The sequence below is a fragment of the Enemella dayhoffiae genome (genome assembly GCF_002250625.1).
GTDB lineage: Bacteria > Actinomycetota > Actinomycetes > Propionibacteriales > Propionibacteriaceae > Enemella > Enemella dayhoffiae.
The window spans coordinates 40116-54005 of record NZ_NMVQ01000008.1; the positions used below are offsets into that span (position 1 = coordinate 40116).

Sequence of the window (13890 nt, forward strand, 5' to 3'; positions counted from 1 at the left end):
CCGCGCCGCTCAGGCCCGCGGGTGCGCCTGCCGGAACGCCTGGCGCAGCCGGTCGCTGGTGACGTGGGTGTAGAGCTGGGTGGTCGCCAGGGACGCGTGGCCGAGCATCTCCTGCACGCTGCGCAGGTCGGCGCCGCCCTCCAGCAGATGGGTGGCCATCGCGTGCCGCAGCCCGTGCGGGCCGAGATCGGGTGCCCCCTGGGTCACCCGCAGCGCCCGGTGCACCACCCGGCGCACCACCCGCTGGTCGATCCGCCCGCCCCGCTCCCCCAGGAACACCGCATTGCCCGACCGATCGGACGCCAGCTCCCCGCGCACGGCCAGCCACGACTCCACCGCCCGCCACGCCGGGCCACCCATCGGCACCGTCCGCTGCTTGTTCCCCTTGCCCAGCACCCGGATCAACCGGCGGTCGGCGTCCAGGTCGGCCAGGTCGAGCCCGCACAGCTCGGCAACCCGGATCCCGCAGGCGTACAACACCTCCAGCATCGCCGCATCGCGTACGCCGACCGGCCCGGGTTCCTCGGCCGCCCGCTCGACGGCTCCCCGCAGCATCGCGGCGGCGTCGCGCTGGGCCAGGGTGGGCGGCAGCCGGCTGGGCAGCTTCGGGGACTTCAGCGCCGCGGCCGGGTCGGTGGGCAGCAACCCGGTGCGATGGCACCACGCGAAGAACACCCGGGCCGCCGCGGCCCGGCGCTGCAACGTCGTCCGCTCGGCCCCGCGACCCTGCTGTTCGGCCAGCCAACTGCGCAGGGAGCGCAACTCGACCTCGGACAGGTCCTCGTGCCCCAGCTCCTGCAGGTGCTGGCACAGTCCGATCAGGTCGGTGCGATAGGCGCGCACGGTGTGCGGTGAGAGGTGCCGCTCCGCGGCCAGATGTCGCTCATAGTCGGCCAGCACCCGGGCGTACGCCTCGCTCAGCTCCTCGGGCTGCGGGTCGGCTCCCTGCGGTTCTGGCACCGGCCCAGTGTGCGACAGGACCACCCCGGGAGCCGGTTGCCATGCCCGAGCAGGGTCGGATCGCGGCAAACCCGTTACGATGCCCGCGAACCTTGAGGAGGCCCGACCCGATGACCCCGCAGACCCCGATCGACGAGCTCACCACCGGCGGCACCGTGCGACCCATCACCCGTTGGGGCACCCCGGTGATGCACGCCCAGACGAAGCCGGTGACCGAGTTCGACGACGAGTTGCGCACCCTGGTCCGCGACATGTTCGCCACCATGGACGCCGCCTCCGGGGTCGGACTGGCCGCGACCCAGGTGGGGGTCGACCTGGCGGTGTTCGTCTACGACTGCCCCGACGAGGACGAGGTCCGCCACGCCGGCGTCATCTGCAACCCCGAGGTGACCCTGCCCGAGGGCAAGGACCGCAAGCTGGAGGCCGCCGAGGAGGGCTGCCTGTCGCTGCCCGGGGCGTACCAGACCCTCGCCCGCCCCGACCGGGCCACCTGCACCGGTCAGGACGCCGACGGCAACGAGGTGACCGTGGTCGGGACCGGGCTGCTCGCCCGCTGCCTGCAGCACGAGACCGACCACCTCAACGGCATCGTCTTCGGCGACCGGCTGTCGGCCCGTTCCCGCAAGAAGCTGTACGCCCAGCACGACGACCTGGCCGAGCGCTATCTCGAGGACTGGCCGATCAGCGCCAAGCAGCCCGCGAGCTGACTCTCACTCGGTGACCCCTCACTCGGTGACCATTGCCGCGGCGGGGCTGACCCGGGCCGCCCGGCCCGCCGGCAGCCCCGAGGCGAGCAGCCCCGCCAGCAGCGCGACCGCGCAGACCAGTCCGATCGTGGGCCAGGGCACGCTGACCGCGACCTGCATCTCGCGACCGATCAAAGCGTACGCCCCGGCGATCCCGTAGCCGATGCCCAGGCCGACACCGACTACCGTGGCGACCCCGCCAGCACCAGCGCTTCCAACCCGACCATCGCACGCAGCTGGCCTCGGGTGAGTCCGAGCGCCCGGAGCAGCCCGGACTCCTGGGTACGTTCCAGCACCGACAGCCCGAGGGTGTTGCCAACGCCGACCAGCGCGATCACCACCGCTACGGCGAGCAGGGCGGTGACGATCCACAGCACCGTCGAGATGATCTTCCCCAGCTCGGCCCGAGCCAGCGCCGGCCCACCGACCTGCAGGCCCTCGATGGCGCCGAGCCTCTCCTCGGTCTGCTGGATGTCGGTCCCCTTGGCGTACTGGATCAGCGCCCCCGTCGGGTGAGGTACGCCCAGCTTCCCCATGGTGGCCTCGGGGGCGGCGGCTCGGCGGCCGCCTCGTCGTCGGAATCGTTCGGCCGGGGGTGCGGCCGGCGCGGGCAACAGCAACTCAATGCTCTGCCCCGGCGCGACACCACGCAGCTGGGCGGCGCTGGGGTCGAGCGCCACCTCGTCGGGGGCGGTGGGCGTGCGCCCCTCGACGAGGTGGGTGCGCGGGTCGAGCTCGGGTACGCCGCGGGCGATCAGCACCCGGACTGCGTTCGCGGGTCACCATCTCGACGACCGTCTCCACGTCGGCGCGGACACCGCTCACCCCGGGCAGCCGGCGGATCGCGGCGACGGTGTCGGGGGTGGCCAGGGACGGGTTGTTGATCATCCGGCCCTCGGCGTCGACGCTGGGGCTGGTCAACCACGGCGGCCGACCCCTCGACGGGCGACGCTCCAGCAGGTCGCTCAGGGCACGGGTGTCCACCCGTGCAGCCCAGGCGGCGGGATCCGCGGACGCTTCCGCCGACGGACGGAATAGCCTCAAGCCCGGGGCGGAAACGCCGGATTCAGCGCATAACAGGCGACGGCTGCCGCGGCGGCCACGTTGAGCGAGTCGATGCCGGCGGCCATCGGGATGATGGCGGCCTCGTCGGCGCCCTCGATCCAGCGCCGGGAGAGCCCCGCCCCCTCGGTGCCCAGCAGCACGGCGACCCGGTCGCCCGGCACCACCCCGGCAGCGACCTCGGCGAGCGGGCGCGCCCCATCGGTGAGGGCCAGCGCGATCGTGCGGAAACCGTGCGTACGCAGCAGTTCCGGCGTGCCGGACCAGTCCTCGAGCCGGGCCCACGGCAGGGAGAACACCGCCCCCATCGACACCTTGATGGAGCGGCGATAGAGCGGGTCGGCAGCCCGCGGGGCGAGCAGCGCACCGTCCCAGCCGAGGCCGGCCGCGCAGCGCAGGATGGCGCCCACGTTGGTGTGGTCGACAATGTCCTCCAGCACCACCAGCCGGCGCAGCGGGAGCAGGTCCTCGACCCGGTGCCGTACGGTCCGGTGCAGTGAGGCCAGCGCCCCACGGTGCACGTGGAATCCGGTGACCTGCTCGGCGAGCGCCTCGGTGACCACGTAGACCGGGGCGTCCGGGTGCCGCTCCAGCACATCGGCCAGCCCCGGCAGCCAGCGTTCGGCGAGCAGGAAGGAGCGCGGTCGATGACCGGCCTCCACCGCGCGGCGGATCACCTTCTCCCCCTCGGCGATGAACAACCCCTGCTCGCTCTCCAGGCTGCGTCGCAGCGAGGTCTCGCGCAGGCGTACATAATCGGCCAGGCGATCGTCGCCCGGATCGGTGATCTCGATCAGCACCCGCGCGACCTACTTCAGCACCAGGTTGATGATCGCGATCACGCCGATCACCACGATGATGATCCGGTACGCCACAGCGGGCAGCTTCCGACCCACCTTGGCTCCCAGCAACCCGCCCAGCGCCGAGCCGACCGCCAGCGCCCCGACATAGGGCCACGACACGGGCGCCACCAGCACGAACACCACCGCCGCGGTCAGGTTGATGATCAGCGCCAGCGCGTTCTTCAACCCGTTCAGCCGCGACCACGGCTCCTCGGGGATCGCCAGGCCGAGAATCGCCATGTGCAACAACCCCTGCGCCGCCCCGAAATAGCCGCCATAGGTCGAGCTGAGCGCGATCATCGGCACCGGCCAGATCGACCGGCGCTTCGGCGGCGGACGACCCTCGGCGGACAACTGTTCGGCCCGGGCCGTCATCTTGGAGGTCAGCCACGGCTGCAGCACCACCAGCACGCAGCCGATCGCGATCAGCACGGGCACGATCGCATCGAACGCGCTCGAGGGCAGCTTCAGCAGCAGCAGCGCGCCGGCGATGCCGCCGGCCAGCGCGGCCGGTCCCAACCGGATCAGCTCGTGCCGCAACGCCTTCACCTCGGGCAGCATGCCGACGGTGCCGGAGATTCCGCCGGCGACCAGGCCGATGTTGTTGGTGGTGTTCGCCATCACCGGTGGAAGCCCGAGTGCGAGCAGCGTGGGAAAGGTGACCAGGCTGCCGGAACCGACCACGGTGTTGATCATGCCGGCCCAGATCCCGGCCAGACCGGCGAGCAGCAGATCGGTCCAGGTCATGACGGTCAGATCGCGCGGGCGCTCCAGCGCCCGTCGGTCCGGGAGATCCGCAGCGGCAGGTCGAAGGTGCTGCTCATCGACTCGTCGGTCAGGGTCTCGTCGATCGGCCCGGCGGCGACGATCCGGCCCTGCTTGAGCAGCAGCGCATGGGTCATCCCGACCGGGATCTCCTCGACGTGGTGGGTGACCAGCACACTCGCCGGGGCAAACTCGTCGGCGGCCAGTTCACTGAGCGTGCGGACCAGCGACTCCCGGCCGGCGACGTCGAGCCCGGCGGCGGGCTCGTCCAGCAGCAGCAGCTCGGGATCGGTCATCAACGCCCGCGCGATCTGCACCCGCTTGCGCTCCCCCTCCGAGAGGGTGCCGAAGGTGCGGTTCGCCAGGTGATCCACCCGCAGTTGGGACATCAGCTCCTCGGAGCGGGCGTGGTCCATCTCGTCATACTGCTCGCGCCAACGCCCCATCACCGCATAGCTGGCCGAGACGATCACGTCGCGCACCGCCTCCCCGCGCGGGATCCGGTCGGCCAGGGCGGCGGAGGTGACGCCGATCCGGGGGCGCAGTTCGAACACGTCGACCGCGCCGAGCACCTCGCCGAGCAGCCCCACCACACCGGTGGTCGGGTGCAGCTGGGCGGCCAGCAGTTGCAGCAGGGTGGTCTTGCCGGCACCGTTCGGTCCGATCACCACCCACCGGTCGGTTTCGTCAACCTGCCAGTCGATTCCGGTGAGCAGGGTCGCCCCACCCCGGACGATGCTGACATCGGCAAGTTCCACGACTGCGGCCATGCGGGCAAACCTATCAACGCCCGGCGGGCTTCCCCACGTCGTGGCCTGCCGCTGGCGTGCGCCGCTAACGTTGGCGGGATGGACACCCTTGCTGCGGTACGCCTGACGGCGCACCTGAACGCCCTGCGGCACACCCCGCTGAGCGCGGAGGTGGCCGCGCGCGCCGTCGTGGGCGAGGACGCCGCGCACCACGTGACCGACCCCGAGGGGCTGCTCGGCCTGGACCCGTTGCGGGCCAGCGAACTCGACGAGGCGTTGCGGGCGGCGCTGTTGCTGGTCGACGCGGACTGGGTGCTGGTGCTGCCGCGGCCCGGCGCGACCGGCGTCCTGGCCGGCCCGCCGGCGCTGAACGCCGCGGCGATCGAGGCGGGTGCGGTGGTGCTGTCGGCCAGCGGCGGGATCGCCTGGCTGCCGCACCGGGTCGGTCCGGCCGTGCAGTGGCAGGTCACGGCCTGCCGCCCGCCGCGGCTCAGTCAGACCCCGGCCGAGGCCGACCGCGCGTTGCGCGAGGTGGTGCTGGCCGCCGGCCGCGAGCTGGCCGAGCTGGAGCTCACCCCGGCCGAGCGACCCGACCTGACCGGGATCGCGCTACCCGCCGGTTACGGCTCGCGGGCCCAGCGGGCCGCCGCCCGCGCCTGGACTCTGCTGCAGGCGTGCGAGGCCGCCCTGGGCGACGACGGCGGCGTACTGCACCTGCACGCCCTCCAGGCCCGCAGCCGCGTCCTGAACGAGGTACGCCGGGCCGCCACCGACGTGCTCTGCGCCGCCGTCAGCTGGACCGGTCGCCAGGGCTAGGCGACCAGGCGTACCCGAACGCAGCGATGGCCGCCCCGACGAGCGGGACGGCCATCGCGGTGCACCAGCGGGTCAGTGGTCCTGCACGTTGCCCTTGGCTTCCTTGGCGTGGTCGCCGAGGTTCTGGGCGTGCTGCTGGCCCTCACCCTTGACGGTGTCGACGGAGTCGGTGGCCGACTCCTTGACGTTCTGCACCGCCTGCTGGGCCGGCTCGCGCAGGTTCTCGCCGACCTCCTGGGCCACGCCCTGGGCGGTCTCGCGTGCCTGCTCGACCAACGGCTGGGCCCGGTCGGCGAGCTGGGCCACGGCGCGCTGTTCCCGCCGGCTGACCGGAGCCAGCCCGCCGATCAACGCGCCGACGCCGAAGGCGATCAGGCCGGCGGCCAGCGGGTTGCCCCGGGTGCCCCGCTTCACCTGATCGGGTGCGCCCTGAATGGCCTGACCGGCCTGCTGCAGGCCGTGGCTGGCCTGCTGGCGGGCATCCTGCATGCCCTCACGTGCCTGCTGACCCACCTGCTGGGCGCGGTCCCCCATGCTCGGGCCGCTGGTGCGCACGTCGCGGTCATAGCCGTAGCCGTAGCGGCCGTCACCGTAGGGCTCGTCGTCGGAGCCCATGATCCGCTCCTTGAGCCCGCGGGCCCCCTCGGCCACCTTGTTCACCTGGCGACGGGCCACGTTGCTGGGGCGGGCCTCGTCGGTCAGGGCGTTCACGTCCTGGCTGAGATTGGCCCGCGTGCGCTCGATATCACGTCGGATCTGATCGGGATCGTTGCTCTGCGTCATCGGTTCTGCGCCTCCTCGCCCTTGAGGGCATTGGGAATCTGGCCTACGGTCTCGGTGGTCTGGGGCACGCCCTCGACCTTGTTCAACGCGGACTTTCCGGTGGCGGCGAGGATGCCGGCGATGATGGCCCAGATCACCGCGACGATGATCGCGGACCAGCCGAACATGGGGTCCTCACTGCGCAGCAGGTGCGCCAGCCCCCACCACAGCGCCAGGGACAGGAAGAGCAGGGTGAAGTGCCCGGCAACGCCGGCCCCGCCCAACATGCCTGCGCCCTTGCCGGCCTGTTTCGCCGACTGGGTCGCCTCCGCCTTGGCGAGCGCGACCTCCTGACGCATCAACGTCGACAGGTCGCGGGTGATGTCGCCCATCAGGTCACCGATGGAGCGGTCGTCACCCACCAGCTGGCGCTCGACCGCCCGCCCCTCGACGAACCCCTCCGCGCGCTGCGGGTGGGCGCCGCCCTGGAAATTGACGTTCTGGTGCTCGGTCATCGGCTCTCACCGGACCAGCCGCCGGACTGCGCCGACCCGCCCTGGTCGCCGAGCGGCCGACCACCGGAGAATCCCTGTCCTGGCACGAAACCCTGCTCCTGTGCGGGCGGGGTGAGGCCGTCATTGTGGCCCTGCACCTGCTCAGATCCGGAGCCGGCGTGACCGGGCTGCTGGTACGCCGGGCCGCCGTGCGCTCCCGTGCCGTACGCCGAGGGGGACTGGGTCTCGAACCCGGTACCGGCCTGAACCTGGCTGTAGCCCGGATCCTGGTAGTAGTACTGGGATCGGGAGCCCTGACCCTGCTGGGCGGTGTTGTCATCGGCGTGCTCGGCCTGCATCCCGCGGGCGAAACGCCCCACCAGCAGACCGGCACCGGCAGCGATGGCCAGGAACGCCAGCGGCCGGCGAGCGGCGAAGCGACGGGCCTGGTCGAGCACGTCGGAGGGCTCGTGGTTCTCCAGCCAGGACGCGAGCTGGTCCCCCTGCTCGGAGGCCTGCCGGGCCAGCTTCGAGGCGGTACCGGAGTTCTCGTTGCCGCTGGCCATCTCACCGAACTCCTTGGCGATGGTGCGTACCTGCTCGGCGACCTGCTGCTGGCCGCGGCTGGCCTGTCCGCGAAGCTCGTGCACCGAGGTGTCCACGAGTGAGCGGACCTCGCTGCGGGCGTCGCGGACGACGCTGCCGGCCTCGGCGCGCGCGGTCTGGGTCAGGTCCTTGCCAGCCTCTGCGGCGTGGTCCTTCACCCCGGACGCCTGCTCCTTGGCGACGTCGGTACGCGACCGATCATCGGTGCCGTGGGCGCCGGTCGTCGTGTTCGGGTTCTGGAAGGCACCGGTGCCTGAGGTGCGGTTGCGGTCGAAGGGGTCATGCGGATCGTTGGTGCTCATCTGTGCTCCTGCCCGCGCCAACTGTGGCGCATAGTCGGGACGCGCGCCAAGGGACGCACGACGGGATCACCCGCCCGGGTGATAACCGGGATCAGCAGTCAATATACATTTAACGACTCGGAGCGGGTTGTGAGTCCCCTGCGGCGGGGGTTCAGGCGCCCATCGCGTGCAGCCCGCCGTCGACGTGCACGACCTCGCCGGTGGTGGCGGGGAACCAGTCGCTGAGCAGGGCGACAACGGCCCGCGCGGTCGGCCCGTTGTCCTTGGCGTCCCACCCGAGCGGGGCCCGCTCGCCCCAGATGTCGTTGAACTCGCCAGCCCCCGGAATCGCCTTCTTGGCCAGGGTTTCCAGCGGACCTGCGGCGACCAGGTTGGAGCGTACGCCCTCGGGGCCGAGATAGCGCGCGAGATAGCGACTGGTCGACTCGAGCGCCGCCTTGGCCACGCCCATCCAGTCGTACGCCGGCCAGGAGATGGTCGCGTCGAAGGTCAGCCCGACCACCGACGCGCGCTCGCCGAACAGCGGTTTGCACGCCATCGTCAACGACACCAGCGAATAGGCCGACACCTGCACGGCGGCGCTCACATCGGCGGCCGGGGTGCCCAGGAACTTCCCGCCCAGCGCGGTCTCGGGGTTGGCGAACGCGATCGAGTGCACCACCCCGTCGAGGCGCTCCACCCCGGCCTCGCGCAGCGCGTCGGCCAGTCCGGTGAGGTGGTCCTCGTCGGTCACGTCCAGCTCGAGCAGCGCGGGCACCGGCTCCAGCTTCTGGATCACCCGACGGGTCAGGCTCATCGCGCGCCCGAAGTTGGAGACCACGACCTTCGCCCCCTCGGCCTGCGCGATCTGGGCCACCGCGTAGCCGATCGAGGTGGGGTGGGTGACGCCGGCCACCAGGATCGTCTTACCCTCGAGAATTCCCATGCTGCTCAGCCTTTCCGTGCAGATCGTGAAGAAGGAGTCAGTGGCCCATGCCGAGGCCGCCGTCGACCGGGATCACCGCACCGGTGATATAGCCGGCGGCGTCGGAGGCCAGAAATTCAATGGTGGCGGCGATATCGTCCACCTGCCCGAGTCGACCCAGCGGGATCTGTTGCTGGTAGGCCTTCACCTGCTCCTCGCCGAGCACTGCGGTCATGGCGGTCTCGATGAAGCCGGGGGCGACCACGTTGGCTGTCACGTTGCGCGAACCGAGCTCGCGGGCGATCGAGCGCGCCATCCCGACCAGGCCCGCCTTGGACGCCGCATAGTTGACCTGACCGGCGGATCCGAGCATCCCGACCACCGAGGAGATGAAGATGATCCGTCCGAACCGGGCCCGGGTCATCGGCCGGGCCGCCCGGCGGGCCACCCGGAAGGAGCCGGTCAGGTTGGTGTCGATCACCTTGTCCCAGGCGTCGTCGGTGATCCGCATCATCAGGTTGTCCGCGGTCACCCCGGCGTTGGCGACCAGCACCTCGACCGGCCCGTGCTCCTCCTCGACCTGCTTGAAGGCCGCGTCGACCTGCTCGGCGTCGGTGACGTCGCACTGCACCCCGAGCACCCCTTCGGGCACCTCGCCGCTGCGATAGGTGGCGGCCACCCTGTGCCCGGCGGCGGCCAACCGGGCGGCGATCGCGTGCCCGATCCCCTTGCTGCCCCCGGTGACCAGGACGGATCGGGCGGTGCCGGTGCTGTCGTGCTGCGCAGTCATGTGGGCAACCCTGCCACACCCGGGCGTAGTGTGGACGGATGGCAACCGCCGGCTCCCGTCGGGAGCGATCTTCGCGGCCGTCCCGCACGGGTCAGGCCGTGATCACCAACGCCCGGCACGGGCGATCGCGTGACCTGTCGGCCCGCGAACGGCGCTATCTGATCACCATGGGCGTCCGGATCGCCTGCCTGATCGGGATGGCGATCACCCCCGGCGTCTGGAGGTGGGTGCTGCTCGCCGGGGCGGCCTTCCTGCCCGCGATCGCCGTGGTGCTGGCAAACGTGATCGACAAGCGCGGCGAGGGCACCCGGTCCGCGCCCCCGGAGCCCGAACCGCTGGCCCTGTCCGACCGCAGCGTGGACGTGGTCTCCGGTGAGGTGGTCGAGGACCAGCGCCGCTGACCTCACCCCTGACCGGGGCGCTGCAGCAGCTCGGGCGGAAACCCCTCCACCTCCGCCTCCCGGTCCGGGCGGGCGGCCAGCCAATTCTCCCGGTTGGCCAGCATCACCCGGGGTGCGACCAGCTCCACCTCGGCCCGTGGCCGCGCGGTGGGATAGTGCCGCAGCGCGAACTCCCGCATCGACGGCATGGTCAGCTGCACGATCCCGTAGGCCGGGTCGAAGATCTCCCCGCGGGTCATCAGCGCCTCCCGGAAGGAGCTCACCTCCCCCACTCGACGGCCGAGCGTCGCGGCGACCTCGCCCGAGGTGGCACGGCCGTCGCACACCGCCAGCGCGGTCAGGTATTCCCGCTGCCGGTCACTGAGCCGGTTCCAGCGCGGCGCCAGGTATTGCTCGGCGACGAACAGCTCCGCGTCCCCGGTGGCGTCGGCGACATCGGTCCCGGTCACCGGGTCGTTGCCGGTGCCGCGCTGCCAGGCCAGGTCGGCGTACGCCTGCAGGTGCGCCGGATAACGCATGGTGCGGGTCAGCACCAGTTTCACCGCCTCCGGCTCCCAGCCCGACCCGATCCGCAGAGCCGGCTTGACCAGCGCGTCACGGGCGGCGTCGGGGTCGAGGTGCGCCGGCAGGTGGTGGAAACGGAACAGCCGTTCGGGGTTGGTGATCAGCGGGTGGTCGGCGTCCGGACCCACCATCCGGTCGCGCAGGTTGGGCAGGCCGGCCCCGACGAACAGGATCGGCGCGGTGTCCAGGTGCTGATTCAGATGATTGAGTACGCCCCCGAGGGTGCGCAGGTCGTCGGGTCGCGCCATCTGCAGCTCGTCCACCATCAGCACCAGCCCACCGCCGGAGTGGTCGCGCAGGGCGCCAGCGAGGTCGGCGAGCACCTCCGCCACGGCGGCGGGGTGAATGTGGTCCGGGTCCTGCCGGGCGCGCCCGGCGAAGTCGACCTGCGCCTTCAGCCCGACCGGCCCCTGGGCCGACACCGCGGTGATCCGTCCGAGCGCGGCGGCGGCCCGTCCCCAGGCGCCGACCCCCTTGTCGGCCCGCGTCGTCGCGCTGACCTGGATCGCCCGGACCAGGGCCGAGGACTGGTCAGCCTGCAGCGCGAGCACGTCGAAGTGGTGCTCCCGGGCGTCGTCGGCCATGCGGCGCAGCAGCACCGATTTGCCGACTCCGCGCAGCCCCGTCCAGACCCGGTCGCCGCCGGCGAACCGCCCGACCACCCGGGCGTCGTTGAGGGCGAGCCGCCAACCGCGCAGCTCCTCGTCGCGGCCGGCCAGTTCGGGCGGCATCAGACCCGCCCCGGAGCGGTAGAGCTGAGTTCGCATCACACCTCCGAGCGACTTATAACCTCGCTCAGGTTATAACACCATCGGTCCGCGGCGCGCTTCAGCCGCCGATGGCGCTCATCGGGCGATCCGGCTGCAGGAAGCTCGGGTCGTCGATCCCGTGACCGGGCAGCTTCCCGGCGACGGCGCGCACCCACCGCTGCGCGATCTCGTCGTCGTCAGCGCCGGCCCGCAGCGGCGCGCGCAGGTCCGACTCGGTCCGCGCGAACAGGCAGTTCCGGATCTGCCCGTCGGCGGTCAGCCGGACGCGGTCGCAGTCACCGCAGAAGGGCCGGGTGACGGCCGCGATGAAGCCCACCTGCTGCGGCGTACCCACGACCCGGAACAGTTCCGCCGGCGCCGATCCGCGGGCGGCGGCCACCTCGGGGTCCTCGATCAGTTCGAACCGGTCGGCGACCAGCGCCATCGCCTCGGCGGCGGTCACCATCTCGCCGCGATCCCAGCCGTGCTGGGCGTCCAGCGGCATCTGCTCGATGAACCGCAGTTGCACCCCTTCGCCCAACGCCCACTCGACCAGGTCGGCCGCCTCGGTGTGGTTCACCCCGCGCATCAGCACCGTGTTCACCTTCACCGGATCCAACCCGGCCGCCTTCGCCGCCCGCACCCCGTCGAGCACGTCGGTCAGCCGGTCACGTCGGGTGAGGTCACGGAACACCTCGGGGCGCAGCGTGTCCAGGGAGACGTTCACCCGATCGAGTCCCGTCGCGACCAGACTGGCCGCGCGCCGGTCGAGCCCGATCCCGTTGGTGGTCAGCGCGATCTTCGGTCGGGGGGTGAGGGCGGCGATTCCGGCGACCAGCTGCTCCAGGTCCGGGCGCAGCAGCGGCTCTCCCCCGGTCAGCCGCACCGAGGCGATCCCGAGCCGCTCGACCGCGACCCGGATCAGCCGCATCAGTTCGGCATTGGTCAGGATCTCGTCCTTGGGCAGCCAGGGCAGTCCCTCGGCCGGCATGCAATAGGTGCAGCGCAGGTTGCAGCGGTCGGTCAGCGAGACCCGGAGGTCGGTCGCGACTCGGCCGTGGCGATCCGCCAGTGGCAGCATGCGTGCAGGCATGCGCCCGAGTGTACGGGTGGGCTGTCCGCCGATTCCCGCCCCGGGGGGCCGGCGATGGCGGGCCGCTCACCCCCCTGCCGGGCGCCCGAGCCGCTCGTGCCATGATCGCAACGGACCCGAGGGACACCGGAGGAGAACATGAGCGAGGAGCCCGTTGGCCTGCAGCAGTGGGTGGACACGCTGGGTGCGCACCTGGGCACCGACTATCAGATCGACGAGGAGTCGATGCACATCCTGCTCGATCTGGCCCGTGACGCCGCCCACGAGATCGTGCGTCCGGCGGCCCCGTTGACCGCCTTCCTGGTGGGGGTGGCGGTCGGTCGAGGACAGTCGTTGGGCTCGGCCGCGGCCCGGGCCACGGAGCTGGCCCAGAGCCTGGGCGAGGCCGCCGACGCCTGAGCTCACCTTCGCCCGCGCGAGTAGGGTGGCCGGGTGAGGAGGCTGTGGCTGCGCTGGATCGCCCTGCTGCTCTTCGTGACCGTGCTCGCGGTGACCTTCGTCAACCTCGGGGAATGGCAGTTGCGGCGGCTCGAGGAGCGTCGGGAGAGCAACCGGATCGTGCTCACCAACGATGCCGCGCCGGTGAAACCGTTCGCCGAGGTGTTCAACCGCCCGATCACCGACGCCGACCAGTGGCAGCGGGTCCAGGTCCGCGGCACCTTCGACGCGGGACACCAGCTCCAGGTGCGTTATCGGGCCAACCGCGACCAACCCGGCTATGAGGTGATCACCCCGATGCGCACCGACACTGGTCAGGTGGTGCTGGTCGACCGGGGGTTCCTGCACGTCCCTCGGGGGGAACGGATCCCCGACACCCTGCCCCAGCCGCCGACCGGAGTCGTGGTGGTGACCGGGCATGTGCGGCGCAACGAACAGGGCAGGGCCAACGCGATCGAACCGACCAACGGCCAGGTACGCCTGATCAACTCCCCGGCCATCGCGAAGGCGCTGCCCTATCCCGTGGTGGACGGCTATCTGTCGGCGATCTCGATGCAGCCCGAGCAGTCCGGCGGGTTCGAACCGATCGCGTTGCCCGAGATCACCGAGGGCCCCCATCTGTCCTATGCCGTGCAGTGGTTCGCGTTCACGCTGATCGGCGTGGTCGGTGTGGTGATCCTCGTCCGCGGGGACCTGAAGGCACGGCGCCGGCTGCGGGCCGAGCGGGCAGCCGCCGCGGCCCGGACCGGGGAAGAGCAGCCCGCCGACGGCGTACCGACCGTCGACGCACCCGCCGACTCCCTGGACAGCACCTCGGTGCGGCACTGAGGATCAACAGCAACGAAAG

At 71.7% G+C, this 13890-nt stretch carries 18 protein-coding genes; 5 read left to right on the forward strand and 13 right to left on the reverse strand.

Annotated features, from left to right (window positions below):
• Window positions 1–9: 9 nt before the first annotated feature.
• Window positions 10–960 carry a tyrosine recombinase XerC gene (locus CGZ93_RS06480; protein WP_094363336.1) on the reverse strand — a complete coding sequence of 317 codons (951 nt, stop codon included), beginning with the start codon at window positions 958–960 and terminating at the stop codon, window positions 10–12.
• A 110-nt stretch (window positions 961–1070) separates the two neighbouring features.
• Here CGZ93_RS06480 and def point away from each other — a divergent pair, with 110 nt between their 5' ends.
• Entirely contained in the window at window positions 1071–1667 is a 597-nt protein-coding gene (gene def, locus CGZ93_RS06485) for a peptide deformylase (RefSeq protein WP_094363337.1), read from the forward strand.
• An 18-nt stretch (window positions 1668–1685) separates the two neighbouring features.
• On the opposite strand, the gene CGZ93_RS18820 is transcribed toward def, so the two are convergent.
• From CGZ93_RS18820 to CGZ93_RS06505, 5 genes are all read right to left on the reverse strand, one after another.
• Window positions 1686–1826, reverse strand: coding sequence for a hypothetical protein (locus CGZ93_RS18820; protein ID WP_176451657.1), 141 nt, complete (start codon window positions 1824–1826; stop codon window positions 1686–1688).
• Window positions 1827–1888: 62 nt separating this feature from the next.
• A complete protein-coding gene (locus CGZ93_RS18825) occupies window positions 1889–2467 on the reverse strand; it encodes an ABC transporter permease (protein WP_176451658.1) in 579 nt (192 codons plus the stop codon).
• A gap of 279 nt (window positions 2468–2746) precedes the next feature.
• Entirely contained in the window at window positions 2747–3568 is an 822-nt protein-coding gene (locus CGZ93_RS06495) for a TrmH family RNA methyltransferase (RefSeq protein WP_094363338.1), read from the reverse strand.
• Window positions 3569–3577: 9 nt separating this feature from the next.
• A complete protein-coding gene (locus CGZ93_RS06500; protein ID WP_094363339.1) occupies window positions 3578–4357 on the reverse strand; it encodes a sulfite exporter TauE/SafE family protein in 780 nt (259 codons plus the stop codon).
• Between the two features lie 5 nt (window positions 4358–4362).
• On the reverse strand, window positions 4363–5145 hold the full coding sequence (locus tag CGZ93_RS06505; protein WP_094363340.1) for an ABC transporter ATP-binding protein: 783 nt from the start codon (window positions 5143–5145) through the stop codon (window positions 4363–4365).
• A gap of 78 nt (window positions 5146–5223) precedes the next feature.
• Between CGZ93_RS06505 and CGZ93_RS06510 the strand changes: the two genes are divergently transcribed.
• Complete coding sequence (locus CGZ93_RS06510; RefSeq protein ID WP_094363341.1) at window positions 5224–5940, forward strand: hypothetical protein; 717 nt, start codon at window positions 5224–5226, stop codon at window positions 5938–5940.
• A 72-nt stretch (window positions 5941–6012) separates the two neighbouring features.
• Here CGZ93_RS06510 and CGZ93_RS06515 read toward each other — a convergent pair whose 3' ends face one another.
• The 5 genes from CGZ93_RS06515 to fabG all read right to left on the reverse strand — a co-directional run bounded on the left by CGZ93_RS06515 (window position 6013) and on the right by fabG (window position 9798).
• Window positions 6013–6723, reverse strand: coding sequence for a DUF3618 domain-containing protein (locus CGZ93_RS06515; RefSeq protein WP_094363342.1), 711 nt, complete (start codon window positions 6721–6723; stop codon window positions 6013–6015).
• The gene (locus CGZ93_RS06520; protein WP_094363343.1) at window positions 6720–7217 is read right to left on the reverse strand and encodes a phage holin family protein; all 498 of its coding nucleotides are present in this window, start codon (window positions 7215–7217) and stop codon (window positions 6720–6722) included. The genes CGZ93_RS06515 and CGZ93_RS06520 overlap by 4 nt, the downstream gene beginning before the upstream one ends.
• Window positions 7214–8104 carry a hypothetical protein gene (locus tag CGZ93_RS06525; RefSeq protein ID WP_094363344.1) on the reverse strand — a complete coding sequence of 297 codons (891 nt, stop codon included), beginning with the start codon at window positions 8102–8104 and terminating at the stop codon, window positions 7214–7216. Before CGZ93_RS06525 ends, CGZ93_RS06520 begins: the two co-directional genes overlap by 4 nt.
• Window positions 8105–8255: 151 nt before the next feature.
• Entirely contained in the window at window positions 8256–9029 is a 774-nt protein-coding gene (gene fabI, locus CGZ93_RS06530; protein ID WP_094363345.1) for an enoyl-ACP reductase FabI, read from the reverse strand.
• A gap of 37 nt (window positions 9030–9066) precedes the next feature.
• Window positions 9067–9798 (reverse strand): 3-oxoacyl-[acyl-carrier-protein] reductase, encoded by a 732-nt coding sequence (fabG, locus tag CGZ93_RS06535; protein ID WP_094363346.1) that lies wholly within the window; start codon window positions 9796–9798, stop codon window positions 9067–9069.
• A 38-nt stretch (window positions 9799–9836) separates the two neighbouring features.
• Here fabG and CGZ93_RS06540 point away from each other — a divergent pair, with 38 nt between their 5' ends.
• A complete protein-coding gene (locus CGZ93_RS06540; protein ID WP_094363347.1) occupies window positions 9837–10199 on the forward strand; it encodes a DUF3099 domain-containing protein in 363 nt (120 codons plus the stop codon).
• Window positions 10200–10201: 2 nt separating this feature from the next.
• Here CGZ93_RS06540 and CGZ93_RS06545 read toward each other — a convergent pair whose 3' ends face one another.
• Window positions 10202–11530 carry an ATP-binding protein gene (locus tag CGZ93_RS06545; protein WP_094363348.1) on the reverse strand — a complete coding sequence of 443 codons (1329 nt, stop codon included), beginning with the start codon at window positions 11528–11530 and terminating at the stop codon, window positions 10202–10204.
• A 61-nt stretch (window positions 11531–11591) separates the two neighbouring features.
• Window positions 11592–12605 (reverse strand): GTP 3',8-cyclase MoaA, encoded by a 1014-nt coding sequence (gene moaA, locus CGZ93_RS06550; RefSeq protein WP_094363349.1) that lies wholly within the window; start codon window positions 12603–12605, stop codon window positions 11592–11594.
• A 138-nt stretch (window positions 12606–12743) separates the two neighbouring features.
• On the opposite strand from moaA, the gene CGZ93_RS06555 reads away from it, so the two are divergent.
• Window positions 12744–13004: a DUF6457 domain-containing protein gene (locus tag CGZ93_RS06555; protein WP_094363350.1), complete on the forward strand. Its 261-nt coding sequence runs from the start codon at window positions 12744–12746 to the stop codon at window positions 13002–13004.
• Window positions 13005–13037: 33 nt separating this feature from the next.
• Window positions 13038–13871, forward strand: coding sequence for an SURF1 family cytochrome oxidase biogenesis protein (locus CGZ93_RS06560; RefSeq protein WP_094363351.1), 834 nt, complete (start codon window positions 13038–13040; stop codon window positions 13869–13871).
• Window positions 13872–13890: the final 19 nt, after the last annotated feature.